The organism is Nocardia sp. NPDC049935 (assembly GCF_055586645.1).
On record NZ_JBVJHV010000010.1, the window covers coordinates 24,207 to 47,923 of the forward strand.

At 69.5% G+C, this 23,717-nt stretch carries 20 protein-coding genes; 9 read left to right on the top strand and 11 right to left on the bottom strand.

The window, feature by feature from the left end; all coding sequences use genetic code 11:
* The first annotated feature begins 4 nt into the window (after nucleotides 1-4).
* Nucleotides 5-196: a hypothetical protein gene (locus ACZ6SF_RS29855; RefSeq protein WP_466066601.1), complete on the top strand. Its 192-nt coding sequence runs from the start codon at nucleotides 5-7 to the stop codon at nucleotides 194-196.
* Here ACZ6SF_RS29855 and ACZ6SF_RS29860 read toward each other — a convergent pair.
* From ACZ6SF_RS29860 to ACZ6SF_RS29875, 4 genes are all read right to left on the bottom strand, one after another.
* Nucleotides 193-1,545: a M1 family metallopeptidase gene (locus ACZ6SF_RS29860; RefSeq protein WP_466066603.1), complete on the bottom strand. Its 1,353-nt coding sequence runs from the start codon at nucleotides 1,543-1,545 to the stop codon at nucleotides 193-195. The genes ACZ6SF_RS29855 and ACZ6SF_RS29860 overlap by 4 nt on opposite strands.
* Nucleotides 1,545-5,465 (bottom strand): Pls/PosA family non-ribosomal peptide synthetase, encoded by a 3,921-nt coding sequence (locus ACZ6SF_RS29865; protein WP_466066605.1) that lies wholly within the window; start codon nucleotides 5,463-5,465, stop codon nucleotides 1,545-1,547. Before ACZ6SF_RS29865 ends, ACZ6SF_RS29860 begins: the two co-directional genes overlap by 1 nt.
* 361 nt (nucleotides 5,466-5,826) lie before the next feature.
* Complete coding sequence (locus tag ACZ6SF_RS29870) at nucleotides 5,827-6,387, bottom strand: flavin reductase family protein (RefSeq protein ID WP_466066607.1); 561 nt, start codon at nucleotides 6,385-6,387, stop codon at nucleotides 5,827-5,829.
* Nucleotides 6,388-6,463: 76 nt separating this feature from the next.
* Nucleotides 6,464-6,937, bottom strand: a complete 474-nt coding sequence (locus ACZ6SF_RS29875; protein ID WP_466066609.1) for a YbaK/EbsC family protein — start codon at nucleotides 6,935-6,937, stop codon at nucleotides 6,464-6,466.
* Nucleotides 6,938-7,086: 149 nt separating this feature from the next.
* Here ACZ6SF_RS29875 and ACZ6SF_RS29880 point away from each other — a divergent pair, with 149 nt between their 5' ends.
* Nucleotides 7,087-7,908: a crotonase/enoyl-CoA hydratase family protein gene (locus tag ACZ6SF_RS29880; protein WP_466066610.1), complete on the top strand. Its 822-nt coding sequence runs from the start codon at nucleotides 7,087-7,089 to the stop codon at nucleotides 7,906-7,908.
* Between the two features lie 199 nt (nucleotides 7,909-8,107).
* Here ACZ6SF_RS29880 and ACZ6SF_RS29885 read toward each other — a convergent pair whose 3' ends face one another.
* The gene (locus ACZ6SF_RS29885) at nucleotides 8,108-8,599 is read right to left on the bottom strand and encodes an inorganic diphosphatase (protein ID WP_466066612.1); all 492 of its coding nucleotides are present in this window, start codon (nucleotides 8,597-8,599) and stop codon (nucleotides 8,108-8,110) included.
* A gap of 166 nt (nucleotides 8,600-8,765) precedes the next feature.
* On the opposite strand from ACZ6SF_RS29885, the gene ACZ6SF_RS29890 reads away from it, so the two are divergent.
* The 4 genes from ACZ6SF_RS29890 to hpt are packed head-to-tail and all read left to right on the top strand — an operon-like array spanning nucleotide 8,766 to nucleotide 13,029.
* Nucleotides 8,766-10,283, top strand: coding sequence for a D-alanyl-D-alanine carboxypeptidase/D-alanyl-D-alanine-endopeptidase (locus tag ACZ6SF_RS29890; protein ID WP_466066614.1), 1,518 nt, complete (start codon nucleotides 8,766-8,768; stop codon nucleotides 10,281-10,283).
* 14 nt (nucleotides 10,284-10,297) lie between these two features.
* Entirely contained in the window at nucleotides 10,298-11,416 is a 1,119-nt protein-coding gene (locus ACZ6SF_RS29895; protein ID WP_466066616.1) for a zinc-dependent metalloprotease, read from the top strand.
* Nucleotides 11,417-11,441: 25 nt separating this feature from the next.
* A complete protein-coding gene (gene tilS / locus ACZ6SF_RS29900; RefSeq protein ID WP_466066923.1) occupies nucleotides 11,442-12,464 on the top strand; it encodes a tRNA lysidine(34) synthetase TilS in 1,023 nt (340 codons plus the stop codon).
* Between the two features lies 1 nt (nucleotide 12,465).
* Nucleotides 12,466-13,029, top strand: coding sequence for a hypoxanthine phosphoribosyltransferase (gene hpt, locus ACZ6SF_RS29905; RefSeq protein WP_466066618.1), 564 nt, complete (start codon nucleotides 12,466-12,468; stop codon nucleotides 13,027-13,029).
* Nucleotides 13,030-13,084: 55 nt separating this feature from the next.
* On the opposite strand, the gene ACZ6SF_RS29910 is transcribed toward hpt, so the two are convergent.
* From ACZ6SF_RS29910 to ACZ6SF_RS29925, 4 genes are all read right to left on the bottom strand, one after another.
* Nucleotides 13,085-13,969: a LysR family transcriptional regulator gene (locus ACZ6SF_RS29910; protein WP_466066620.1), complete on the bottom strand. Its 885-nt coding sequence runs from the start codon at nucleotides 13,967-13,969 to the stop codon at nucleotides 13,085-13,087.
* 414 nt (nucleotides 13,970-14,383) lie between these two features.
* Nucleotides 14,384-15,217 (bottom strand): SDR family oxidoreductase, encoded by an 834-nt coding sequence (locus ACZ6SF_RS29915; RefSeq protein WP_466066622.1) that lies wholly within the window; start codon nucleotides 15,215-15,217, stop codon nucleotides 14,384-14,386.
* Nucleotides 15,214-16,806: an aldehyde dehydrogenase family protein gene (locus ACZ6SF_RS29920; RefSeq protein ID WP_466066623.1), complete on the bottom strand. Its 1,593-nt coding sequence runs from the start codon at nucleotides 16,804-16,806 to the stop codon at nucleotides 15,214-15,216. Before ACZ6SF_RS29920 ends, ACZ6SF_RS29915 begins: the two co-directional genes overlap by 4 nt.
* A 186-nt stretch (nucleotides 16,807-16,992) precedes the next feature.
* A complete protein-coding gene (locus ACZ6SF_RS29925) occupies nucleotides 16,993-17,247 on the bottom strand; it encodes a DUF2277 domain-containing protein (RefSeq protein ID WP_466066625.1) in 255 nt (84 codons plus the stop codon).
* Between the two features lie 102 nt (nucleotides 17,248-17,349).
* Here ACZ6SF_RS29925 and ACZ6SF_RS29930 point away from each other — a divergent pair, with 102 nt between their 5' ends.
* Complete coding sequence (locus ACZ6SF_RS29930) at nucleotides 17,350-18,162, top strand: DUF1266 domain-containing protein (protein ID WP_466066626.1); 813 nt, start codon at nucleotides 17,350-17,352, stop codon at nucleotides 18,160-18,162.
* A 244-nt stretch (nucleotides 18,163-18,406) separates the two neighbouring features.
* Here ACZ6SF_RS29930 and ACZ6SF_RS29935 read toward each other — a convergent pair whose 3' ends face one another.
* On the bottom strand, nucleotides 18,407-19,162 hold the full coding sequence (locus ACZ6SF_RS29935; protein ID WP_466066627.1) for an SDR family oxidoreductase: 756 nt from the start codon (nucleotides 19,160-19,162) through the stop codon (nucleotides 18,407-18,409).
* Nucleotides 19,163-19,242: 80 nt separating this feature from the next.
* Here ACZ6SF_RS29935 and ACZ6SF_RS29940 point away from each other — a divergent pair, with 80 nt between their 5' ends.
* The gene (locus ACZ6SF_RS29940) at nucleotides 19,243-19,713 is read left to right on the top strand and encodes an RrF2 family transcriptional regulator (protein ID WP_466066629.1); all 471 of its coding nucleotides are present in this window, start codon (nucleotides 19,243-19,245) and stop codon (nucleotides 19,711-19,713) included.
* A 277-nt stretch (nucleotides 19,714-19,990) separates the two neighbouring features.
* Here the strand turns inward: ACZ6SF_RS29940 and ACZ6SF_RS29945 are convergent, their stop codons facing one another.
* Nucleotides 19,991-20,953, bottom strand: coding sequence for a hypothetical protein (locus ACZ6SF_RS29945; RefSeq protein ID WP_466066630.1), 963 nt, complete (start codon nucleotides 20,951-20,953; stop codon nucleotides 19,991-19,993).
* 334 nt (nucleotides 20,954-21,287) lie between these two features.
* Between ACZ6SF_RS29945 and ftsH the strand changes: the two genes are divergently transcribed.
* Nucleotides 21,288-23,681, top strand: a complete 2,394-nt coding sequence (gene ftsH / locus ACZ6SF_RS29950) for an ATP-dependent zinc metalloprotease FtsH (RefSeq protein WP_466066632.1) — start codon at nucleotides 21,288-21,290, stop codon at nucleotides 23,679-23,681.
* Nucleotides 23,682-23,717: the final 36 nt, after the last annotated feature.

Below are 23,717 nucleotides of genomic sequence, written 5' to 3' on the forward strand. Positions count from 1 at the left end.
GGATATGGGCGATTCACTCAAGAACCGGATACGGGACAAACTGCTCCGGCAGCTGGCCGAGGACGGGCAACCGCCGACCGCCGGTTCCGAGGACCCGCGGCTCATCTCGGTGGTCGCCGATCTGGACGCGCTCGAAAGCGTCGCCGACGACGATCCGCTTGTCGAGCAGCTGGCCGGCCGCTATCTCGTCTTCTAGCCAGTGCGCGCCCCGCTGCCGCCGACCGGGGGCAACGGCGGGAGCGGTTCGGAGTACAGCCAGTCCTGCCACAGCGGCTGCAGCGGCACCGCGCTGTAATGACCCACGAGGTCGGTGAACTCCTCGGTGGACACCGACGCGTGGCGGTGCCGGGCGGTCCAATCCCGGACCAGGCGGAAGAACGCGGTATCGCCGAGTTCCAGCCGCAGCGCGTGCAGGGTGAGCGCCCCGCGTTTGTAGACCCGGTCATCGAACATCAGTGCCGGGCCGGGATCGCCCACGACGATGTTCTGGGGTTCGCGCCGCAGGGTATGCCAGGCCGCCCGCGCCAGCTGGTCGGCGCTCGCGCCCCCGGACGACTCCGACCAGATCCATTCCGCGTAGCAGGCGAAACCCTCGTGCAGCCAGATATCGCACCAGTGCTGGATGGTGAGGCTGTTGCCGAACCACTGGTGCGCGAGTTCGTGGGCCACCAGGCGTTCGGCGCCGCGGCGGCCGTCGCAGTGGTTGGCGCCGAAGATGGAGATGCCCTGCGCTTCGATCGGGATCTCCAGCTCGTCCTCGGTGACCACCACGGAATAGCTCTGGAAGGGGTACGGGCCGAAGAGGTCGCCGAACACCGACATCATCTGGGGCTGGCGGGCGAAATCGTGATCGAACGCGGCCCGCAGGCCCGGCGGGGTGACCGCGTGGATCGGAACCGGGGCGTGCCGGTCGGTGAGCTGGTGTCTGCGGTAGCGGCCGATCTGCACGGTGGCCAGATAGCTGGCCATCGGTTCGGTCTGCTCGTAGATCCAGGTGGTCTGACCGGCCTTGGTCTGCTTGCCGACCAGGGCGCCGTTGGCGAGCGTGTAGTACGGGGTATCGGTGGTGATCGATATCCGGTAGCTGGCCTTGGAACTGGGGTGGTCGTCGCAGGGGAACCAGGACGCGGCGCCGTTGGGCTGGCTGGCCACCAGTGAACCCTCGGTCAGCTCCTCCCAGCCCACCTCGCCCCAGGGGCCGCGGACCGGTTTGGGCGCGCCACCGTACTGCACCGCGAACTGCAGGATCCCGCCGGCGGGGATCTTCTCCCGGGGGGTCACGGTGAGTTTGCCGCGCTGATGGTTGTACTTACCGGCCTTACTGCCGTTGACCAGTACTTTCGTCACCGCCAGCGCCTGCGAGAGGTCGAGGGAGTAGCGCGGGCGTTCGGCCGTGGTCACCGCGGTGATCACCGCGCGCCCGGCCAGCCGGTTGCTGGCGACCTTGTAGTTCAGGTCGAGTTCGTACCGCGATACCCGGTAGCCCCGATTCCCGTTCTGCGGTAGATAGTCGTCGATGGGGGCGTCGTAGAACCGGCTCCCCATCAGCGATCGGTCTCCTCGTCCGCCGGATCGTTCTCCGGCGGGTTCGGCCCGCCGGTCCACGGCATGATCGGGTTGCCCCACCACCGGGTGGAGGCGGGAACGGTATCGCCGCGCATCACCAGGGAGGCCGGGCCGACCGTGGCGCCCGCGCCGATGGTCGCGGCGGGCAGTGCGACACAGTGCGGTCCGAGGGTCGCGCCGTCGCCCAGCACCACGGTGTCCATGGCCATGATCCGGTCGTGGAACAGGTGGGTCTGCACCACGCAGCCGCGTTCCACGGTCGCCCCGTCACCGAGTGTCACCAGGTCTGCCTCCGGAAGCCAGTAGGACTCGCACCATACCCCCCGGCCGATCTTCGCGCCGAGCGCGCGCAACCAGAGGTTCAGTACGGGCGTACCGGTTACCGCGCGGGCGAACCAGGGCGCGGCGACGGTCTCCACGAAGGCGTCCGACACCTCGTTGCGCCATACGAAGGAACTCCACAGTGGATGTTCCTCGGCCCGGATCCGGCCGATGAGAACCCATTTCGCGGTGACCGCGCCGGCGCAGGCCACCGCGCCCGCCACCATCAGTACCACCCCGGACAACAGGGCCGCGCCGAGATAGCCGAGGCGACCGGCCAACAGGGCCAGGGTCAGCAGTACCCCGAGACCGATGGCGAAGGTCACCACCACCGCGGCCAGCCGGCAGGTCTCGAAGGCGCCCCGGAAGACCCGCAACCGCAGCGGCGGATCGAAGGTGCGGTCGTTGTCGGCGGTGCCGGCGGCCCGGCGCAACCGGACCGGCGGACTGCCCAGCCACGACGAACCGGCCTTGGCCTTGGTCGGCGCCGCGGACAGCACGGCCACCAAACCGTTCTTGGGCACCCGGCGCCCGGGCGCGGTCATCCCGGAATTACCCAGGAAGGCGCGTTTGCCGACCTTCGCCTCCCCGATATGCAACCAGCCGCCGCCGAGTTCGTAACTGGCGATCATGGTGTCGTCGGCCAGGAAGGCGCCGTCGGCGACGGTGGTGAACTTGGGCAGCATCAGCACCGTGGACGCCTCGACCCGTTTGCCGATCTTCGCGCCCAGCAGCCGCAGCCAGACCGGGGTCAGCAGGGAGGCGTAGAGCGGGAACAGGAAACTGCGCGCCGAATCCAGCAGGCGTTCGGTGGCCCACACCTGCCAGCCGACCCGGCTGCGCACCGGGTGATACCCCTCGGTGAGGCCGATCCCGAGCAGCCGGACCGCCACCACCGTCGCCGCCGCGTATACGAACAGGCTGATCAGCGTCGCCACCGGCAGCCACAGGAAGGCGGGCACCAGCGCGGCGGAGAGATCCGCGGCGTCGCGGACGCCCCAGGCGATCACGGCGAGCCCGGCGGCCAGCCCGAACAGCGGCATCGCCGCCAGCGCGAGCGAACTCACCCCGAACGCCGCCACCCAGTGGATCGCGCGCTGCGGGGTCTCCGCGGGCCAGCGGTGCCGCGCCTTACCGACCTTCACCGCGGGCGAACCGGCCCATTCCTGTCCGGCCTTCACCTTGCCGGATACCGCGGACCCGGCGGCGATCTCCGCGTCGCGGCCGATCTTGGTCCCGGGCAGCAGCACCGACCGGGCGCCCACGACCGCGCCCCGGCCGACCTGGATCGACCCGATATGCACGGTATCGCCGTCGATCCAGTAACCGGAGAGATCGACCTCGGGCTCGACACTGCAGCCGTCGCGCAGATCCAGCAGGCCGGTCACCGGCGGCAGGGTGTGCAGATCCACACCCCGGCCGACCTTCGCGCCCAGCGCCCGGGCGAACGGCACCATCCAGGGTGCGCCCGAGAGATTCTCCGCACCGCTGGCCTCGGCCAGCCGCACCGCGGCCCACAACCGCACATGGACCGAACCGCCGCGGGGATAACTGCCCGGGCCGACCCCGGCCAGCAGCGCCCGCGCCCCCAGGACGCAGATTCCCATCCGGCCGAGCGGGGTGATGAACACCAGGAACAGCAGCGCGGTCCACCCCCAGGACAACCGCGGCAGCCAGGGCAGCAGCTCGAACCGGCTCGCGACCCCGGCGGCGACCGCCAGCCAGGTCAGCCACTGCAGACCGGTCAGGGTGGTGAGCGCGACGGTGGCCAGTACCTGGATCGCCTGGGCCGCGAGCGGGGTCGGCCGGACCGTCCGGGTTTCGGCGGTGGCTGCCGGTCCGGTGTCGTCGAGAAGTTCGGCGAGCGCGCCCAAACGCGGATGGTCGTATATATCGGCCACGGTGACCTGCGGGTACCGTGCGCGCAGCGCGGTCACCAGCTGCGCGGCCGAAAGCGAACCGCCGCCCAGTTCGAAGAAATCGGCATCGGCGCCGGTGATCTCGGCGCCCAGCACATCGGTCCAGATATCGGCCACCCAGGCCGGGGTGCCGCCGAGACCGTGATCGCCGCCGGTATCGGCGCCGGGCAGCGGCCACGGCAGGGCATTGCGATCGACCTTGCCCGAGGTCCGCGTCGGCAGTTCCGGAATCACCACCAGGCGGGGAATCAGCGGCGCCGGAAGGCGATCGGAGAGATGGGTGCGGGCGGCGGCCAGGTCGTAGTCCTCGGCGACGCCGGTGAGGTAGCCGATCAGCAGCGGCGCCCCGGTGGCGGTGGTCCGCACCGCCGCGGCCGCACCGCTCACCCCGGGCAGATGCTGCAGCGCGTTATCGATCTCGCCGAGTTCGATCCGGCGGCCGCCGATCTTGACCTGATCGTCGGCGCGGCCCAGGAACACGAGCCCGGCGCTGTCGTTGCGGACCAGATCGCCGCTGCGATAGGCGCGATCCCAGCCCAGTGTCGCCATCGGGGCGTACTTCTCGGCGTCCTTGGCCGGATCGAGGTAACGGGCCAGCCCGGCCCCGCCGATCACGAGTTCCCCGGATTCACCCGCACCGACCGGGTTACCGTCCGCGTCGACCACGGCCAGATCCCAGCCGTCCAGCGGTAATCCGATCCGCACCGGGCCGCTTCCGTCCAGCAGGGCCGCGCACGCCACCACGGTGGCCTCGGTGGGGCCGTAGGTGTTCCAGATCTCGCGGTCGTCGTCGGCGAGTCGTTCGGCCAGCTCCGGCGGCACCGCCTCGCCACCGAAGATCAACAGCCGCACCGATTCCAGCGCCTCGGCCGGCCAGGTCGCGGCGAGGGTCGGGACGGTCGACACCACCGTGATGCCCTGGCGGACCAGCCACGGACCGAGGTCCGCGCCGGTGCGGACCAGCGCGCGCGGCGCCGGAACCAGGCAGGCGCCGTGCCGCCAGGCCAGCCACATCTCCTCACAGGAGGCGTCGAAGGCCACCGACAGTCCGGCGAGTACGCGGTCGCCGGGACCGATCGGTTCGCCGCGCAGGAACAGCCTGGCCTCGGCGTCGACGAAGGCGGCGGCGTTGCGATGGGTCACCGCCACCCCCTTCGGGGTGCCGGTGGAACCGGAGGTGAAGATGATCCAGGCGTCGTCGTCGACGGTGGGCGCCGCCGTGGATTGCGCACCGATTGCCGGGGGTGCCTCGCCGGCGCCCGGAGCCGGGGCGATCCCGTCCGCGGTGGCGACGGCCGTCACCGCGGCCTCGGAGAACACCAGCCGGGCGCGTTCCTCGGGGTCGTCGGCGTCCACCGGCACATACGCGGCTCCGGCGTGCAGCACCGCCAGGATGGTCAGATACAGCTCCCAGGTCCCCGACGGCATCCGCACCCCGACCCGGTCGCCGCGCCGCACCCCGGCGGCCGCGAGCTCCCGGACCGTCGCGTCGATCTCGGCCAGCAGTTCGGTGTAGGTGAGGGTCCGGTCGGCGGTCGCCAGCGCGGGGGCGTCGGGGTGCGCGGCGGCGGTATCGGCCAGGACATCGACCAGCGTGCGCGCGGTTGCCGCCGCTCCGGCACGCCGGAGTTCGTCCTCCGCTTGCAGCTGCGACTGCATCTGTCCGGCCCACCTTCCATCGCCCTGCCGACGGACTCGTTCTCTCATACGAGGGTTACCGCCCGGCAAACAGCGGTCGACCAGGTGAAAAGCCTACTGTGTTGATGGAGCAGCTCCGCTGCTCGAGGTTCGGCCCTCTTTTGCGTCTGCTGTCGGCCCTCGAGACTCGCGGCTGCGCCGCATGCGCTTCGAGGGCCGACAGCAGACGCGGGCCGAACCGTTCAAGGCCTGGTGGGAGCGGGTTCCGGGAGGGGGCGGGTGGGGTGCGTGGGCGGGGAAACGTGAGTGATCCGGGCGGGTGGGTTGTGTTGCTGGGGTGCTTTCTTGTGGGGTCGGGGAGGGGGCCGTGGGGCGACGATCGCTATTCGGTGTCGTCGGCCAGGGGGGTGGGGCGGTAGTAGCGGCCGTTGTAGTAGAGGAGGGGGGCGGCGGCGGGTTCTTCGGCGGTGTCGTCGTGGACCCGGACCACCCGGCCGACGACGAAGGTGTGGTCGCCGATCGGGATGAGCTGCTCGATGGTGGTGCGCAGCCACAGGGGGGTTCCGTGCAGCACCGGTTCGCCGGTGTCCAGGGGCGACCACAGGGCGGGGTCGCTGAAGCGGTGTGCCGCGGTCCGGGCGAAACGCTGGGCGATATGGCGCTGATGTTCGCCCAGGAAGTGGATGACCACCGAATCGGCGGCGGTGAGCGCTGTGAGGCTCGACGAGGTGTCGCTGATATTGAACGAGACGAGCGGCGGATCCAGGGACAGCGAGGCGAACGAGGTGGCGGTGAAACCGACCGGGCCGCCTCCCGAGTTCAAGGTCACGACCGTGACGCCTGAGGGGTAGTGCCGCATCGAGGCACGGTACTGCTCGGCGGTGATACCGCTGAGGTCGTCGGGAATCCGGATACCGGTCTCGGGCCGTGGTGCTTCGGTCACTCCGCCGACGCTACGCCCCGGACCGCCGCGACCGCCCGGTCCGGTTCCACTGGACGGACACCCGCGGCGACCGGGGTCACGCGACCTCCAGCGACAGTCCCGCGGTGATGCGCAGCAGCTCCGAGTAGCACGTCCGGAACACCGTGCCCGGGCTGCCGCCCGCCGCCCACAGCTCGCCGAACGCGGCCAGCGTGCTGTCCACCCAGGTGGACAGATTCGCGGGATGCCCTACGGGGGCGACGCTGCCCGGCATCTGCCCGGTGTACAGCATCACCAGATGCGGCGGGGCGGGTGCCAGCGGACCGTCGAGCCGGGCGCCGGCCTGGCCGAGATCGACCTGGTGCGCGGCCGAAACCAGCAGCAGAATCGGATCCTCGCCGAGTAGGAAGACCTCGGACCGTACGAGGGCGCCGAGTTCCACCTCCATCACCCGAGCGGTATCTGCGGCATCTGTTGCCGACTCCGGCGCGGAGACGATCAGACCGTGGTGTCCGCGCGCTATCAAAGTATCCGAGACCCGGCAGGTTATCGGTGGAAGCGACCTGCGCATGGGCTCAGGGTAGAGCGATCGGCCAGGTCTCGCCGCCGTTTGCCCCACTCACCGGCCCGGCCCGGTCCCCGCCCGCGACAGTGCGCGCCGGTCCGGTGGCGGCCGGGACCGTCGGGTCCGCGAACGACCAGGACCATTAGGCTGGCCGAATGACAGACTGGCAGGCTTTCACCGTCGAAACCAAGGATCACGTCGCACGGGTCACCCTCACCGGCCCGGGCAAGGGTAATGCGATGGGCCCGGATTTCTGGCGGGAACTGCCGGAGATCTTCCGCGGCCTCGACACCGACCCCGAGGTCCGGGCCGTGGTCCTCACCGGATCGGGCGCGCACTTCTCCTACGGCCTCGACCTGCCCGCCATGAGCGGCACCTTCGGCCCGCTCATGGCCGACCGCGCCCTCGCCGCGCCCCGCACCGATTTCCTCGGCGAGATCCGCCGCCTCCAGGCCTCGATCACCGCCGTCGCCGAATGCCGTAAACCGGTGATCGCTGCCATCTCCGGCTGGTGCATCGGCGGCGGCCTGGACCTGGTCTCCGCCGCGGATATCCGCTACGCCAGCGCCGAAGCGAAATTCAGCCTCCGCGAAGCCAAGGTCGCGATCGTGGCCGATGTGGGCTCGCTGCAGCGGCTACCCGGAATCATCGGCGAAGGTCACCTGCGTGAACTGGCCTACACGGCCAAGGACATCGACGCCGCCCGCGCCGAGAAGATCGGCCTGGTCAACGACGTCTACCCCGACCAGGAAGCTGTCCTGGAAGCAGCCCACGCCACCGCCCGCGAGATCGCCGCGAACCCGCCGCTGGTGGTGCAGGGTGTGAAAGACGTCCTGGATCAGCGGGACGCGTCCACCGTCGCCGAGGGCCTGCGCTACGTCTCGGCCTGGAACGCCGCCTTCCTGCCCTCCGAAGACCTCACCGAGGCCATCCAAGCGGTCTTCGAAAAGCGCACCCCCGCCTACAAGGGCAGGTAAGAAGCCGCCCCGCCCCCGCCCCGCACCGCACAGCGCCCGCCCCCCCCGGCGACGAGTTCAGGCGAGGCCCTCCGAGGGTTGCGGGCCGTCCCGTGTTTCAGTGCCCGAAGCGCATGTGGCGAAGCCACGAGTCTCGGGCGCTGAAACACGGGACACAAGGGGCCCGCAACCCCGCGGCGCCGGAGGCGCCGCCAAAATCTCAGTGCCCCCCGTTCTCCTTCAGGCGTTTGAACGAGGCTTCGATCTCTACTTCGGCTTCGGCGCGGCCGACCCATTCCGAACCCTTGACGTATTTGCCGGGTTCGAGGTCCTTGTAGCGCTCGAAGAAGTGCTTGATGGCGGCCAGTTCGAATTCCGGGACGTCGCCCAGATCCTGGATGTGGTCCCAGCGCGGATCGCCCGCGGGGACGCACAGGATCTTGTCGTCGCCGCCGGCCTCGTCGGTCATCCGGTACATCGCGACCGGCCGGGCCTCGACGATGACGCCGGGGAACACCGAATCCGGGAGCAGGACCAGGGCGTCCAGCGGGTCGCCGTCCTCGCCGAGGGTGTCCTCGATATAGCCGTAGTCGGCCGGATAGGCCATGGAGGTGTACAGGTACCGGTCGAGGCGGACCCGTCCGGTCTCGTGGTCGACCTCGTATTTGTTTCGTGAACCCTTGGGGATCTCGATGGTGACGTCGAACTCCACGCCAACTCCTTCCGCTGCTCGCACGATGCGCCGTGGTCGCCGGCGAGGGCCGGCGCACCCGGTTGTTCGCCGAGAACGGTAGCCGAACACCGATAGGGTTGTCGGGGGCACATCGGTTCAGCGGGGCCCGGTGTGGACAGTAGGGCACGAGGAGACGACGGGCGACGTGGGTTTGCAGGGTGGCAGCGGTTGGGATGGTCCGGCCGGACGGCGGCGCCGGGGATTGCGCGCATGGTTGATCACCGTGGTGGTGGCGTTGGCCGGCGCGGCGGCGGTATTGGCCGCGGTGTTGCAGCCGTGGACCCCGGAGTTCCGGCACGGCGGGCTCACCGTCGCCGCGCCGCCGGCGCCGGTGCGGGTGGATCCGGAGGTCCGGGCGGCGCCGGAGGCGGGGTCGGCGCCGAGTCCGGCGGGGTTGACGACCGCGCTGGGGCCGGTGACAGCGAGCCCGGACCTGGGCGGTTTCGCCGGGTCGGTGACCGATCCGGCGAGCGGCGCGGTGCTGTGGAACGCCCGGGCCGATGAACCGCGGATCCCTTCCTCGACCGCGAAGATCATGACCACCGCGGCGGCGCTGCTGACCCTGCCCGCCGATCAGCGGGTGCAGACGCGCGTGGTGGCGGGCTCGGCTCCGAACGAGATGGTGCTGGTGGCCGGGGGTGATCCGACGCTCACGGCACAGCCGGGCGGGGAGGGGTACTACCCGGGCGCCGCCAGTATCGCCGATCTGGCGCGCCGCATCCGTGACGCCGATACCCCGGCCGACACGATCGTGGTGGACGTTTCCGCCTATGCGGGCCCGACGATGGCGCGCGGCTGGGATCCGGTCGATATCCCGGGTGGTTCCATCGCGCCGATCGAACCGGTGATGCTCGACGGCGGCCGGCTCGATCCGCCCGCCGAATACTCGCCGCGCTCGGCCACACCCGCGCTGGATGTGGGCCGGCGACTGGCCACCGAACTCGGCCTCGATCCCGCGAAGGTCCATCTCGGTGCCGCCCCGCAGGGCACCAAGCGGATCGCGGAGGTGTCGTCGGCGCCGCTGCGCGACCGGTTGCGGGACATGATGGTGTACTCGGACAACGTGCTGGCCGAAACGGTGGGGCGGGAGGTCGCGCACGCCACGGGCCGCCCGATGTCGTTCGAGGGCGCCGCGGCGGCGATCGCGGCGGTACTCGCCGAGAACGGTTTCGATATGACCGGGGTGAGCATGTTCGACGCGAGCGGGCTCTCGGTCGACGACCGGATCCCGGCCCGGGTGCTCGACAAGATCCTGGCCACCGCGGCCGGGCCGGGCGGGGACGCCGAGGCCACCACCACCCAGTTGCCGCCGCTGGCCCCGCCGCTGGGTTCCGGGGTGGGCGCCGGCGGACGGCCGGAAACCGCCGAGGCCGCGGCGCCTACCTTGTCCGGCCGGCTCGTGCCGCTGCTGGACTATCTGCCGGTCGCCGGTGGCACCGGTTCGCTGAGCAGCCGCTACGTCACGCAGAACCAGGGTGGCGCCGGCTGGGTGCGGGCCAAGACCGGAACTCTGTCGGTGGCCAGTACGTTGGCTGGTTACGTACTGGATCGCGACGGCCGGGTTCTGACCTTCACGCTGATGTCGAGCGATCGTTCGCCCGAGGTCAGCCGACCCGCTCTGGATGCCGTGGCGACCACGCTGCGCGACTGTGGATGTTCCTGACGGCTGGAGGGCGCATGACGATTGGACAAGGTCCGGGCGGCCCCGGCACCCCGGTGGTGGAGGACGGCGGCCCCGGCGGATCGGACGGCGAGCGGCAGACGTTCTCGGGCGCGGTGGATTGGCGCTGGGCCGCCCGGACCGGTGCGCTGCTGGTGCCCTCCGGGCCGCGGACGTCCCGGTTCGCCGCCGAGCAGGCCGTCGCCGAACTGGCCGAGGCCTCGGTGCGGGCGGAAGGACCGGTGCGTGCGGTCACCGGTCTGCTCGACGACCAGCCGGTCCCGGCGGCCCGGATCGTGGACCGGCCCGGCTGGATCGCCGCGGCCGCCGATTCCATGGGACAGCTCACCGGTAGCGGTCCGCGCGATCAGCACGGCCCGTTGACCGGGAAACCCGCCGGTGTGCAGGTGGGTGCGATGCTGGCGTTCCTGTCCACCGCCATCCTCGGTCAGTACGACCCGTTCACCGGCCCCGACGGCACGCTACTGCTGGTGGCGCCCAATATCGTCGGCGTGGAGCGGGCGCTGCGGGTCTCGCCGTCGGATTTCCGGTTCTGGGTCTGCCTGCACGAGGTGTGCCACCGGGTGCAGTTCTCGGCGTCGCCGTGGCTCGCCGGGTACATGCGGGAGAACGTCGAACTGCTGGGCGAGATCGGCGACGAGGCGACCACCGAGATGCTGGCCCGGCTGCTCACCGAGTTGAAGCAGCGGCGCAGCGGGACCGCTTCCGACGACCCCAACAGCCGGGGTGTGGTGGGGCTGCTGCGGGCCACGCAGCCACCCGCCCAGCGGGCCGCGCTGGACCGGCTGCTGCTGCTCGGCACGCTGCTGGAGGGGCACGCCGATCATGTGATGGACGCGGTCGGCCCGAGCGTGGTGCCCACGGTCGAACAGATCCGGGCCGCCTTCGATCGGCGCCGCACCCGGCCCGCGAATCCGGTTCAGCGCCTGCTGCGCGCCCTGCTCGGTATCGACGCGAAGGTGGCGCAGTACGTGCGCGGCAAGGCGTTCGTGGACGAGGTGGTCGGAACCGTCGGTATGCGGCAGTTCAACGCGATCTGGACGGACGCGGACACCCTCCCGCGGTCCGAGGAGATCGAGGAACCGCAGCGCTGGATCTCCCGCGTCCTGGGCTGACGTGCGGCCCGTGGAGCAGGCGCCGATCCGGCTACCGGAGACCGCCGCGGTGCTCGCCCTGCGTCACGCCGTCCGGCAGTGGACCGGGGGTTACCGGCCGGACGGGGAGCCGGTGGCCGTCGCGCTCTCCGGTGGCGCCGATTCGCTGGCGCTCACCGCCGCCGCCCGCGCCGAATGCCCGGAGGTGCACGCCCTGGTCGTGGATCACGGGTTGCAGGAGGGCTCGGATCGGGTGGCGGCCACGGCGGCCGAGACCGCGCGCGCCCTCGGCTGCCGGTCGGTGCGGGTACTGCGGGTGCGGGTCGAGGGGCCCGGCGGAATGGAGGCGGCCGCGCGGACGGCGCGCTATACGGCCTTGAACGGCGCCCGTGGTGAGCTGCCGGTGCTGCTCGGCCACACCCTCGACGATCAGGCCGAAACGGTGCTGCTGGGTCTGGGCCGCGGATCGGGGGCGCGGTCGATCCAGGGAATGGCGCCCTACGACCCGCCCTGGGGCCGGCCGCTGCTGGGAGTCCGGCGCGACACCACCCGCGAGTTCTGCGCCGACCTCGGGCTGGCTCCGTACGAGGACCCGCACAACCGCTCTCCGGAATTCACCAGGGTCCGGCTGCGCACCGAGGTGCTACCGCTGCTGGAGGAGGTGCTCGGCGGTGGTGTGGCCGCGTCCCTGGCCCGTACCGCCGGGCAGTTGCGTGAGGACAATGCCGTTCTGGACGAACTCGCCGCCGAGTTGCTGGACCGCGCCGGGCCGGACGCGACGGGAACGAACTGTGCCGCAACGGGTCCGGACTGTGCCGTTCTGGGCGCGGCCGCCCCCGCGATCCGGCGTCGCGCGATCCGCGCCTGGCTGCTGGCCCAGCGGGTACCGGCCGTTACCGGCGCGCATCTGCGCGCTGTCGATGATCTGGTCGTGGCCTGGCGCGGACAGGGCGGGGTGGCGGTCGGAGGCGGAGAACGGGGGACCCGATTGGTCGTCGTTCGCGAGCATGGCAGGCTGACACTTGCCCGCGCCGACCGGGTGAGCCGAAACCGAAGGGAAACCAGTTGACGTGTACGGGGACGATATCGCTTCGGTCCTGATCACCGAGGAAGAGATCGCGGCCAAGGTCAGCGAACTGGCCGAACTGCTCGCCAAACGGTACCCGGCCGACGCGCCGGAAGGTGATCTGCTGCTGGTGGGGGTGCTCAAGGGCGCCATCTTCTTCATGACGGACCTGGCCAAGGCGTTGCCGGTACCCACCCAGATGGAATTCATGGCCGTCTCCTCCTACGGCTCGTCCACCTCGTCGTCCGGGGTGGTGCGCATCATGAAGGATCTGGACAAGGACATCGCGGGCCGCAATGTGCTGATCGTCGAGGACATCATCGACTCCGGCCTGACCCTGTCGTGGCTGATGCGCAACCTCTCGTCGCGCAACCCGGCCTCGCTGGAGGTGGTGACCCTGCTGCGCAAACCGGACGCCTTGCGTACCCAGGTGGAGGTCGCGAACGTGGGCTTCGACATCCCGAACGAATTCGTGGTCGGCTACGGCCTCGACTACGCCGAGCGCTACCGGGATCTGCCCTATATCGGCACCCTGCACCCGCGGGTGTACGGCGGCGAAGAGTCCTGAAACCGGCGGTGGACGGGCGCGGGACGCCCGTCCACCGTTACCGGTCGTGGTGCGGTCAGGCGGGGATGGCGGGCGGCGCCGCGAACCCACCCGCGACGGCCCGCTGGCCGAACTCGAGGATGGTCGGGCGGGCGTCGTCGGCACGCCAGGCGACCGCCAGCTCACAGGGCGGCATACCGGTGAGCGGCCGCGCGGTCAGCCCGGGCCACCGGTACATCGGCACATTGTTCTCCGCCAGCAGGCACAGACCCAGCCCGAGGCCCACGGCCTCCAGCCGGTCCTCCGGTGTCGCGGCTTCGGCGCCGATCGTGGCCGGACGCCCGCTGCGGGCGTCGTTGCCGAGCCAGAAATCGCGGACCGCGCCGGCTTCGGCGGGCAGAGCGATGAAGGGCTCGTCCATCAGATCCGCGAAATCGATCATTTCCTGATGGGCGCGGGGATGGTTCTCCGGTAGGAGCACCCAGCGGCGTTCGGTGCGCAGCACCTGCCAGCGGTACCGGTTCGGATCGGGTAGGGGTAGCCAGACGAGCGCCAGATCGGCCTGCCGCCCGGCGAGCCCGCTGGACGGATCGGTCCAGGCGGCCGGGTGCAGAGCGAGCCGATGCCCGCTGGCGCTCTCCAGGTCGTGCAGCAGGCCGCGGCCCAGCGTCGACTGCAGGCCGACGCGCAGCACCTCGCCCGCCTCCTGGAGGGAGGAGTTGGTGACCTCCCAGAGTTCCAGGATCTTGCGGGCGCCGTTGAGCAATTCCTTACCCGCAACCGTGAGCGCGACACTGCGCTGGTTGCGATCGAACAGGACCACATCGAGCTGACGTTCCAGCTGCCGGATCTGACGCGACAGGGTCGGTTGAGCGATGTGCAGCCGCTGGGCGGCGTTGGTGAAGTGCAGTTCCTCGGCGACGGCGACGAAATACCGCAGATCGCGCAAATGCGGGTCCATAGCACCTTGCTATCAGAATAGTTCCTGAATTTCCAGCCCTAATTTGTTCGGATGGTCCGCATACAGGGCCCGAAACAGTCGGCAGGTTTGTTAGTGACAGCTTATTGGGTTGTGCGGTGATGCGCAGCATGAGTTCCCGACCTCGTGATCGCCGCGGCGCGGGCGGCCGATACGACGTAAAATCCGCGGCGTTTGCTGTGGTAGAGCCGTCCGGGACAGATGTGCTTTCACCTCGGGTGATGAGATGTGAGCCGGGTGCGGGTCGCGGCCGGTGAAGCACGCCCGGCGGGTTTCTCTCACCGACTATGCACGTCAAGTGACATTGATCACAATAGGGTTTCGGAGTGGGTGTCATCCCGCGAAATGGCGCGCGCCATGACCCGTCGAGGGGCCGTGACGCGCGCCGTCACGGGCTCAGCTGTGCCGGACCCGGTCCTCGTAGGCCTTGCGCTGTTCGGCGTCGACATCGTCGAGGAAGGTCTGTGCCGACCCCATCGAACGGCCGATCGCGTCGCCCACCCGCTGCGGCAGCAGATTCACGAATACCGACATGGCCCCGGCCGCCCGGGTCACCCGGGCCTTCGCCTTCGGTTTGGCGATCAGCCGCACGACCGCGGCGGCGATATCCTCCGGTTCGGCGGCCGGCAGTCCCTTCGGGGCGGCCACGCCCGACCCCAGCTCGGTATTGGTCAGCGTCGGCAGTACCGACGAGACCGCGACACCGGAACCCCGGTACTCCTCGCGCAGCGTATCGGTGAAACCGAGTACCGCGTGCTTGGACGCGTTGTAGGTCGCCAGCCCCGGGATATGGGTCTCTCCGGCCAGTGACGCGATATTGATGATGTGCCCGCTCGCCCGGGGCAGCATCCGGGCCAGCGCCAGCTTCGAACCGAGAACCACGCCGTAGACGTTGATATCGAGGATCCGGCGGGTGATCTGGTCGGTCTCGTCGACGAGCCGGCCCGTGGGCATGATGCCGGCATTGTTGATCAGCACGTCGATCGGCCCGAGCTCACGTTCCACATCGTCGAGGAAGGTGGCGAACGATTGGGCGTCGGTCACGTCGAGGCGGCCGTAGTGGTCGAAATCGTGATCGGTGCCGGATTCCTTGACCGTTTTCTCGTCGATATCGCCGATCGCGATCCGGGCGCCGAGTTTCGCCAGCGCGAGCGCGGTCGCCAGGCCGATTCCACGGGCACCGCCCGTGATCACGACGATCTTGCCGCGCAGGGATACGTTCTTGCTCACCGGTTCTCTCCCTTGAGTCGGAGCAGGGCGGGGATATCGATCCGGCGCATACCGCGCGCACCGGCCGCGCGCATGGCGCCGAGTCCGATCAGGATCTTGTTCAGGTCGTAGGGCATCCAGGTGAGTTCGCGTTCCTGGGTGGGCAGCATCGGCGTGGTGATCGCCTTGGCCCGGCAGTACTTCCGGACTCCGTTCGGCCCGCCCCAGCGGGCTCCGACCCCGGAGTCGCCCCAGCCGCCCATCGGCAAGGCGAAGTTGAAGAGGTTGGCGAAGATATCGTTGATATTCACCGCGCCGGCGTTCAGTGCGCGCGCGATCCGCTCCCCGCGGGCCTTGTCGCCGGTCCACACCGACGCCGACAACCCGTAGACCGAATCGTTGGCCAGCCGGATCGCCTCCGCCTCGTCGGCGACCTTCATCACCGGCAGCGTCGGCCCGAAGGTCTCCTCGGTGATACAGGACATGGTGTGGTCGACATCGACCAGCACGGTCGGTTCGAAGAACGTCCCCTCGCCGGTCCGCTTTCCACCGGTCAGTACCTTCGCGCCCGCCGCGACCGCCTCCTCCACATGCCGCGCGACGATGGACGCCTGGTTCTCGTTGGCCATGGCGCCCACATCGTGCCGCGGCGTGCGATCGTCGCGGCCCTGGCGCAACGCCTTGACGTTCGCGGTGAGTTTCGCGACGAATTCGTCGTAGACGGGCGCCTCGACGTACACCCGCTCCACCGAGATGCAGACCTGTCCGGAATTGAACATGCCGCCGAACGCGATTCCGTGCGCCGCGCGATCGAGGTCGGCGTCGGCGAGCACGATGGCCGGATCCTTACCGCCCAGTTCCAGGCTGTAGGGAATCATCCGGGCCGCGCATGCCGCCGCGATCCGGCGGCCGGTCGCGGTGGAGCCGGTGAACTGGATGTAATCGGCATCGTCGACGACGGCCGCGCCCGTCGCGCCGGCCCCGGTGACGACGGAGAGCACCGGGGGAGCGCCGATCTCGGCCCAGCCGCGCGCCAGTTCGAGCGCCGACAGCGGGGTCACCTCGGACGGTTTCAAGATCACTGCGGCACCGGCGGCCAGCGCCGGGATCACATCGAGCAGCGGCATCGCCAGCGGGAAATTCCACGGCGTGATCACCCCGACCACCGGATACGGCTTGAACACGGTGGTCAGGCGTTTCACCCGGGCAAGGGGGCTGTGCGGTGAGGGGTGTTCGTCGGCCAGGAACTTACCGGCCCGCCGTGCGTAGTAGCCGATCAGATCGCTACCGAAGATCGGGTCGATGAGCGCGTCGACCCGTGGTTTACCGGTTTCGGACTGCAGTACGTCGGCCAGATCCTCGGTGTTGTCGATGATCCAGTCCTGCAGCTTCAGCAACCACTCTTTACGGCCGTCGGCGCCGAGGTCCTCCCAGGCGCGCTGATGCTTGCGCAATTCGCCGATCCGCTCGGCCACCTGCTCGGCCGAAGTGTCGGGCACGGTGCCCACGACTTCTCCGGTGGCGGGATTGAGGACTCGGATAGCCGCGTCGGCCGGCGGGCCGTCGGTGTCCGGCTCGGTATCGGATCGCGCCGATTCGGTATTGGTCACTGCTGTTCTCCCACTGCGTCGTGCTCGGAACCGCTCGTGGCCGATCACAAGGGATCAGCGCACCGCACCGATCGTGACACAATTCACCGGTAATTACCTCAGCATCTCAGAGATGCCCGGCCGCCGATCCTGGACACCGCGTCCCGGTCGCGGTGCCGCTGGTAGAGGAGACTCGGTCCTCGGGGGTCAGTTGCCTTCCCGGGCCAGCCGGCGCAGCGGCGGTTCGGTGGGCGGAGGGACGCGGCGGTCCGGTAACTCGTCCAGCAGGATCGTGGTTGCCTCGGCGACGGCCGCGACGGCCTTGTCCACGGCGGGTTTGGTGGCCGAACTCAGACCCGACAGGCCACCGACCTTGCGCACATACTGCAGTGCGGCGGCATAGATCTCCTGCTCGGTAGCGGCGGGTTCCAGACCTCGCAAGACGGTGATGTTTCTACACATGAATGCACATTACCGCCGGAATGGGTGCCGTGACAGGCCAAGGAACAAATGTGAAAACGCATTGACCGGACCCCCGGCGAACCCGGGTCCTACACTCACGGTATGGCTGCTGCCGGATTGCCCACGCCGACCCCCTTCCCCTATCCGGAGCTCGACAAGCGCGAGGAAGACCACTGGTCCGGCGCGCAGATCGACGACGACCGCCTGCGGGCGCTGTCGCTGGGTGCCTTCTATTCGGCGCGCTGGGACGCCTTCCACGACGCCCTGCTGCTCGGCCCGGAACGCGACCACCCCCTCGGCGACCGGCGCGAGCTCGCCATCGACACGCTCACCGGGGCATGGGGAATCACCGACGGCACCGAGGCCCGCGCCTCCATGGAACAGCTCCTCGAAGGTATGCACGCCCCGCTGTACGCACTGGTCCACCCGCTGGTGACGGCCTCGCTCAACGCCAGCGAACGCGACCGTTTCGGCGAACGCGCCGACCGGCACCGCGCCTTCCTCCGCCAGGTCGCGTCCTTCCGCGGTATCGACAACTCCGAGGCCCTGGTCCGCGACTACGACATCTGGTCGCAGGCCATCAAGATCGGGTTCACCGACCATCTGTCCCGGCCCCTGCCCGCCGATATCCACGCCTGGGACCTGGCCCGGGTGGTCGCGGTGGCCCGGATGGCCTACACGGCCGGATACATCGAGGACGAGGTCGCCTGGGATTACCTGGGCCGCGCGCTCCCGCTGGCGAAGCGTAAATACCGGAACTGGCGTCAGTTCGGCGACGCCTACCTCACCGGATGGACCTACTGGCAGGCCTGCGAGGACCTCGCCGAACTCAAGGACGGCGGCGTGGACCGCCGCCTCGAACTCCTCCGCCTCTGGCTCCGCCCGACCAGCCCTTGGCGGCGGATCGAGTTGTAATTTTCGAGCGGCTCCGCCGCTTTGTAATTTTGGAGCGGCTCCGCCGCTCGAGGTTCGGCCCTCCTGAGCGCCTGCTGTCAGCCCTCGAGACTCGCGGCTTCGCCGCATGCGCTTCGAGGGCTGACAGCAGGCGCGGGCCGAACCGTTTTACTGGGTGGGTGGGCTCGGGGGTCTTACTGGCTCGGGGGCGAGGGGTGTGGCGGGTCGTTGGTCGGAGGTGGGGTTTCTTCGGGGGGTTTGCTTGTCAGGGGATGGTGATCTCGGCCAGCCAGGTGTCGAAGGTGGTGGGGGTGATTCTGGCGTCGGGGCTCGGGAGCAGGGCGTTTCCGGCCATTTCGGGGCCGAAGATTCCCGACCAGGTGGGGATGAGGCGGAGGGGATGGCCGAGGGCGTCGTTGGTGCGGCGGGCCATATCGACCAGGTCCTGGGGTTCGGGTCCGGCGACATCGCGGTAGCGGCCCTGGGGGGTGCCGGTGGCGATTTCGGCGAGTACCGCGGCGATATCCGCGGGGGCTATGGGCTGAACCAGGAGTGGGGCGATGGTGGCGGCGCCGTCTTGTTCGGTCCAGCCGGCCACCATGGCGGCGAAATCGTGGAACTGGGTGGCGGGGACGATGGTCCACGGCACCGGGCCGGCGGCGACCAATCGTTCCTGTTCGCGTTTGCCCGCGTAATGCGCGTTTCCGTCGATCTCGTGGATACCCACGATGGACAGCAGCACGTGATGGGCGACGCCGGCCCGCTGTTCGGCCGCGAGCAGGTTGCCGGTCGTGGTGCCGAAATGGGCGACCGCTTCCGCGCGGTCGGTCCCGCCGAAGTTCGTGGTGTCGATGACGGCGTCCACTCCGGCGAGGGCGGTATCGAGACCGGCCCCGGTGGTGAGGTCGACCCCGAGTGACCTGCTGATTCGCACGACATCGTGCCCGGCCTCCGCCAGCGCGGCGGCCGTCCGGCCGCCTATGTTCCCGGTCGCACCGGCGACTGCGATTCGCATACCCATGGCCCGCTCCTTCGTCTCGGCAGGACCCGAACCTATCTCGGACTAAAAAGATCCGCAATATCTTGGATACACTCGTTACCGTGAAATTGCCGGTGAGTACGGAATGGTTACTGCATTGCGCCACATCTCTGGCGCAGCTGGAGCCGGGCGATACCGTATCGGCGGCACAGCTCGCCCAGTACTTCGATCTGCCCGCTCCGTACCTGGCCAAACAGCTGCAGGGCCTGGTCCGGGCCGGTCTGCTGAGTGCGACGACCGGCCCGCGCGGCGGATTCCGGCTCGCCCGACCGGCCGCCGAGATCACCCTCCTGCAGTTGGTCGAGGCCGCCGACGGCGGCGCCTCGCCCTACGAGTGCCGGGAAATCCGGCAGCAGGGCCGAGGCGCCCTGCCCGCCGAGGAATGCCGCACCCCGTGCCTGCTCGCCGTGAAGATGGCCGAAGCCCACGAAGCCTGGCGACATACCCTGGCCGCGACCTCACTGGCCGATATCGTCGCCGAACTCCCCACCTGGGCCCCACCCCGAACCCGCCGCCTGATCAACCCCACCTGACCGAATCAACGCCCGCGCGACACGCCCGAGCCGAGGCCCCCGGTATCGCCTCCGCCGGGCCCCTGACTGAACCCCCGCCGAGAACCCGGCCCCCGCCCCGCCGGCAGATCATCAACCACCCCGCACCCACCCCCACCGAGCCCAGCGAGGCCCGGTTCGGCCCGCGCCTGCTGTCAGCCCTCGAAGCGCATGCGGCGAAGCCGCGAGTCTCGAGGGCTGACAGCAGGCGCTCAGGAGGGCCGAACCTCGAGCAGCGGAGCTGCTCCAAAATTACAGCTCATATACCCGGCAGGGAGCGGAGGATGCCTCGGCCGTAGCGCTGGAACTGGGTGTCGTCGACCATGCCGAGGGAGTGTCGTTCGACCAGTAGCTCCCATTCCGAGTACAGGTGGGCGACGCTCGGGTCCGCCTGCCCGGCCGCGCCGTCCACCGCGACCAGCCGGACCGCGAAGTTGACCGCGCAGGTCAGCCGTTCGGTATCGGCCCGGTCCAGCCCGCTGAAGCACATGGTCGTGTTGCCGTCGTGGATTTCGACGATCGGGCGGCGTTCGGGGGTGTGCCCGCGAATCATCGAGGCGGGTTCCTCGGTGGCGCGGGCCCGCATGATCATCGGGATCGGCAGTTCGTGCGCGTAGGGCTCGTCGGCGCCCAGGGAGACCAGGAGCAGCCGTTCGGTGGTCACCGTGAGCAGGCACGGGTCGTTGTCGCCGACCGGCGGGTGCGCGATCACGTACGCCGTTTCGAGGACGTATTCGTCCCGCGAGACCAGGCGGTGCAGATCGGCCAGGGCGGCTTCGCCGCGCCCGGCCGCCGACATCCGCCGGGTGGCGCGTTCGACATCCGCGCGGACCGGCCCGTCGGGGGTTTGTTCCGGAGCCGGCGGGGTGAGGTCGGGTGCGGCCACGTCGACCCGCTGGGCGGCCAGGATCTGGTCGTTGATGCGCGAGACGATGCCGGCGGCGGCCGGGACGTCGTGTTCGGCGATGAGGACGGGCAGCGGTGTCCGGTCGGCGGGGACGCCGACCAGTACGGGGGTCGGGTAGCGCAGATAGATCTCGATGACCACCGCGTCGTCGGCCCGCCGGCTCAGCCGGACTTCGAGCAGGTCGGTGACCGCGACGTCCAGTACCGGTTCGCCGTCGGTCTCGGTTTCGCCGTCGGCACCGGGGCGCAGGACGACGAGCCGCCCTTCGCCGTGCCGCACGATTGCCGTGGGTGTTCGTAACTCGACTATGTCCATACCCCCTGCGCCTCGGGTCGTACGTCGATCACTATTGGTACAACGTGCGTGCCATGATTGTGATCACTACGAGATATCACAGTCCACGACACCGGGAACCACCGCGGTTTTCCCGACGTTTAGTTCTTGAAACTGCATCACCAGCCGAACTCCTGGCTTGCGATAGGTCAGGAAGCGCGATGTATCGACTAGACGGTACGCGGTAACGTGGCATGTCCGCATCCGAATCCGCCCACCGGGCGATCTTGGATACGGGTTGCGCCCCCCGAGCGGACGCATCGCTAGGCAAGAACGCGGAGACGCCTGAAAGGACTGGCCGCCCGGCCGACGCTCTATGAACCGCAAGACAGTGTTTCGCACCCTGGCGATAATCGCGGGCATTCTGCTCGTGATCTATCTGTTCAGTTACTTCGGCAACGACACCCGCGGCTGGCAGAGCGTCGACACCTCGGTGGCACTCAACCAGCTGAACGACAAGGCGAACGTCGCCCATGTTCAGATCGATGATCGCGAACAGCAGCTGCGGATCGAGCTGAAGAACGGTAACGACGCCACCCAGGGCCAGAACAAGATCATCGCGAAGTATCCGGGGGGCAGCGATACCTCGGCGCAGATCTTCCAGGCCGTACAGAATTCCGGCGCGCCGTACAACACGGTGGTCAAACAGGAGAGCTGGCTCACCCAGATCCTGCTGTTCGTCCTGCCGATGGTGATCCTGCTCGGGCTGTTCATCTTCGTGATGTCGCGAATGCAGGGCGGCGGCCGCGGCGGCATGATGGGCTTCGGTAAATCCAAGGCCAAACAGCTGTCGAAGGATATGCCGAAGACGACCTTCGCCGATGTGGCCGGTGCCGACGAGGCCGTGGAAGAGCTGTACGAGATCAAGGATTTCCTGCAGAATCCGGTCCGCTACCAGGCCCTCGGCGCCAAGATCCCCAAGGGCGTACTGCTCTACGGCCCGCCCGGAACCGGTAAGACGCTGCTGGCCCGCGCGGTGGCCGGCGAGGCCGGGGTGCCCTTCTTCACCATCTCCGGATCCGATTTCGTGGAGATGTTCGTCGGTGTCGGCGCGTCGCGCGTGCGCGACCTGTTCGAACAGGCCAAGCAGAACAGCCCGTGCATCATCTTCGTCGACGAGATCGACGCGGTCGGCCGCCAGCGCGGTGCCGGGCTGGGCGGCGGTCACGACGAGCGCGAGCAGACCCTCAACCAGCTGCTGGTGGAGATGGACGGTTTCGGCGACCGCACCGGGATCATCCTGATCGCCGCCACCAACCGCCCCGATATCCTCGATCCCGCCCTGCTGCGTCCCGGCCGGTTCGATCGCCAGATCCCGGTCAGCAATCCCGACCTGGCCGGTCGCCGGTCGATCCTGCGGGTGCATTCGCAAGGTAAGCCGATCGCGGCGGAAGCGGATCTGGACGGGCTGGCCAAGCGCACGGTCGGGATGTCCGGCGCCGATCTGGCGAATGTGATCAACGAGGCCGCGCTGCTGACGGCGCGCGAGAACGGTTCGACCATCACCGGCGACGCGCTCGAGGAGTCGGTGGACCGGGTGATCGGCGGTCCGCGCCGTAAGAGCCGCATCATCAGCGAGCACGAGAAGAAGATCACCGCCTACCACGAGGGCGGTCACGCCCTGGCGGCCTGGGCGATGCCCGATATCGAACCGGTCTACAAGGTGACGATCCTGGCCCGCGGTCGTACCGGCGGGCACGCGATGACGGTCCCCGAGGACGACAAGGGCCTGATGACCCGCTCGGAGATGATCGCCCGCCTGGTGATGGCGATGGGCGGCCGCGCGGCCGAGGAACTGGTGTTCCACGAGCCCACCACCGGCGCCTCCTCCGATATCGACCAGGCCACCAAGATCTCGCGCGCGATGGTCACCGAATACGGCATGAGCGCCCGGCTCGGCGCCGTCCGGTACGGCCAGGAGCAGGGCGACCCGTTCCTCGGCCGGTCCATGGGCACCGCCTCGGACTATTCGCACGAAGTGGCCGGCGCCATCGACGAGGAGGTGCGCAACCTCATCGAGGCGGCGCATACCGAGGCGTGGGCGATCCTGAGCGAGTACCGCGATGTGCTCGACGATCTGGCGATGGCCCTGCTGGAACGCGAAACCCTGCATCGCAAGGATCTGGAGACCATTCTCAGCGCGGTGCAGAAGCGGCCGCGGATCACCGCCTTCAACGATTTCGGCGACCGCGTCCCCTCGGACAAACCGCCGGTGAAGACGCCGGGCGAGCTGGCCGCCGAACGGGGCGAGCCGTGGCCCCCGGAGCCGGTGGTACCGGCGGGCGCCCCGCGCGATCCCGCCCCCGCGAAGAGCCTGCCCCAGCCCGCCGGCTACCCGGGCGGCGCCGCGCAGCCCGGGTACGGGCAGCAGCCCACCGGCTATCCGGCGCCGCAGCAGCCTGCCCCGGCCTATCCGCGTGGCGCCACCCACGGGTCCCGCCCGGATTACGGCGCTCCCGCGGGCTGGTCGGCCCCCGGCTGGCCGCCCCGTGACGAACCGCAGGCACCGCCCGCCGATCGCGACTACGGCTCGCCCGGCGCGCAGCAGCAGTGGCACGGCCGGCATCCCGACCAGCACACCGGCGGGCACGCCGGCGAGGGCCCCGGTTCGTCCCAGAACGGCGGCCACGGCGAATCGGGCTACGGCCAGGGCGAGGACCCCGGACGTGGCGGGGCGCACTCATGGGACGGCCCGAACGGCCGGCAGTAGATCGGCGCCGATTACGCTCGGACGGAATCGGCGCGC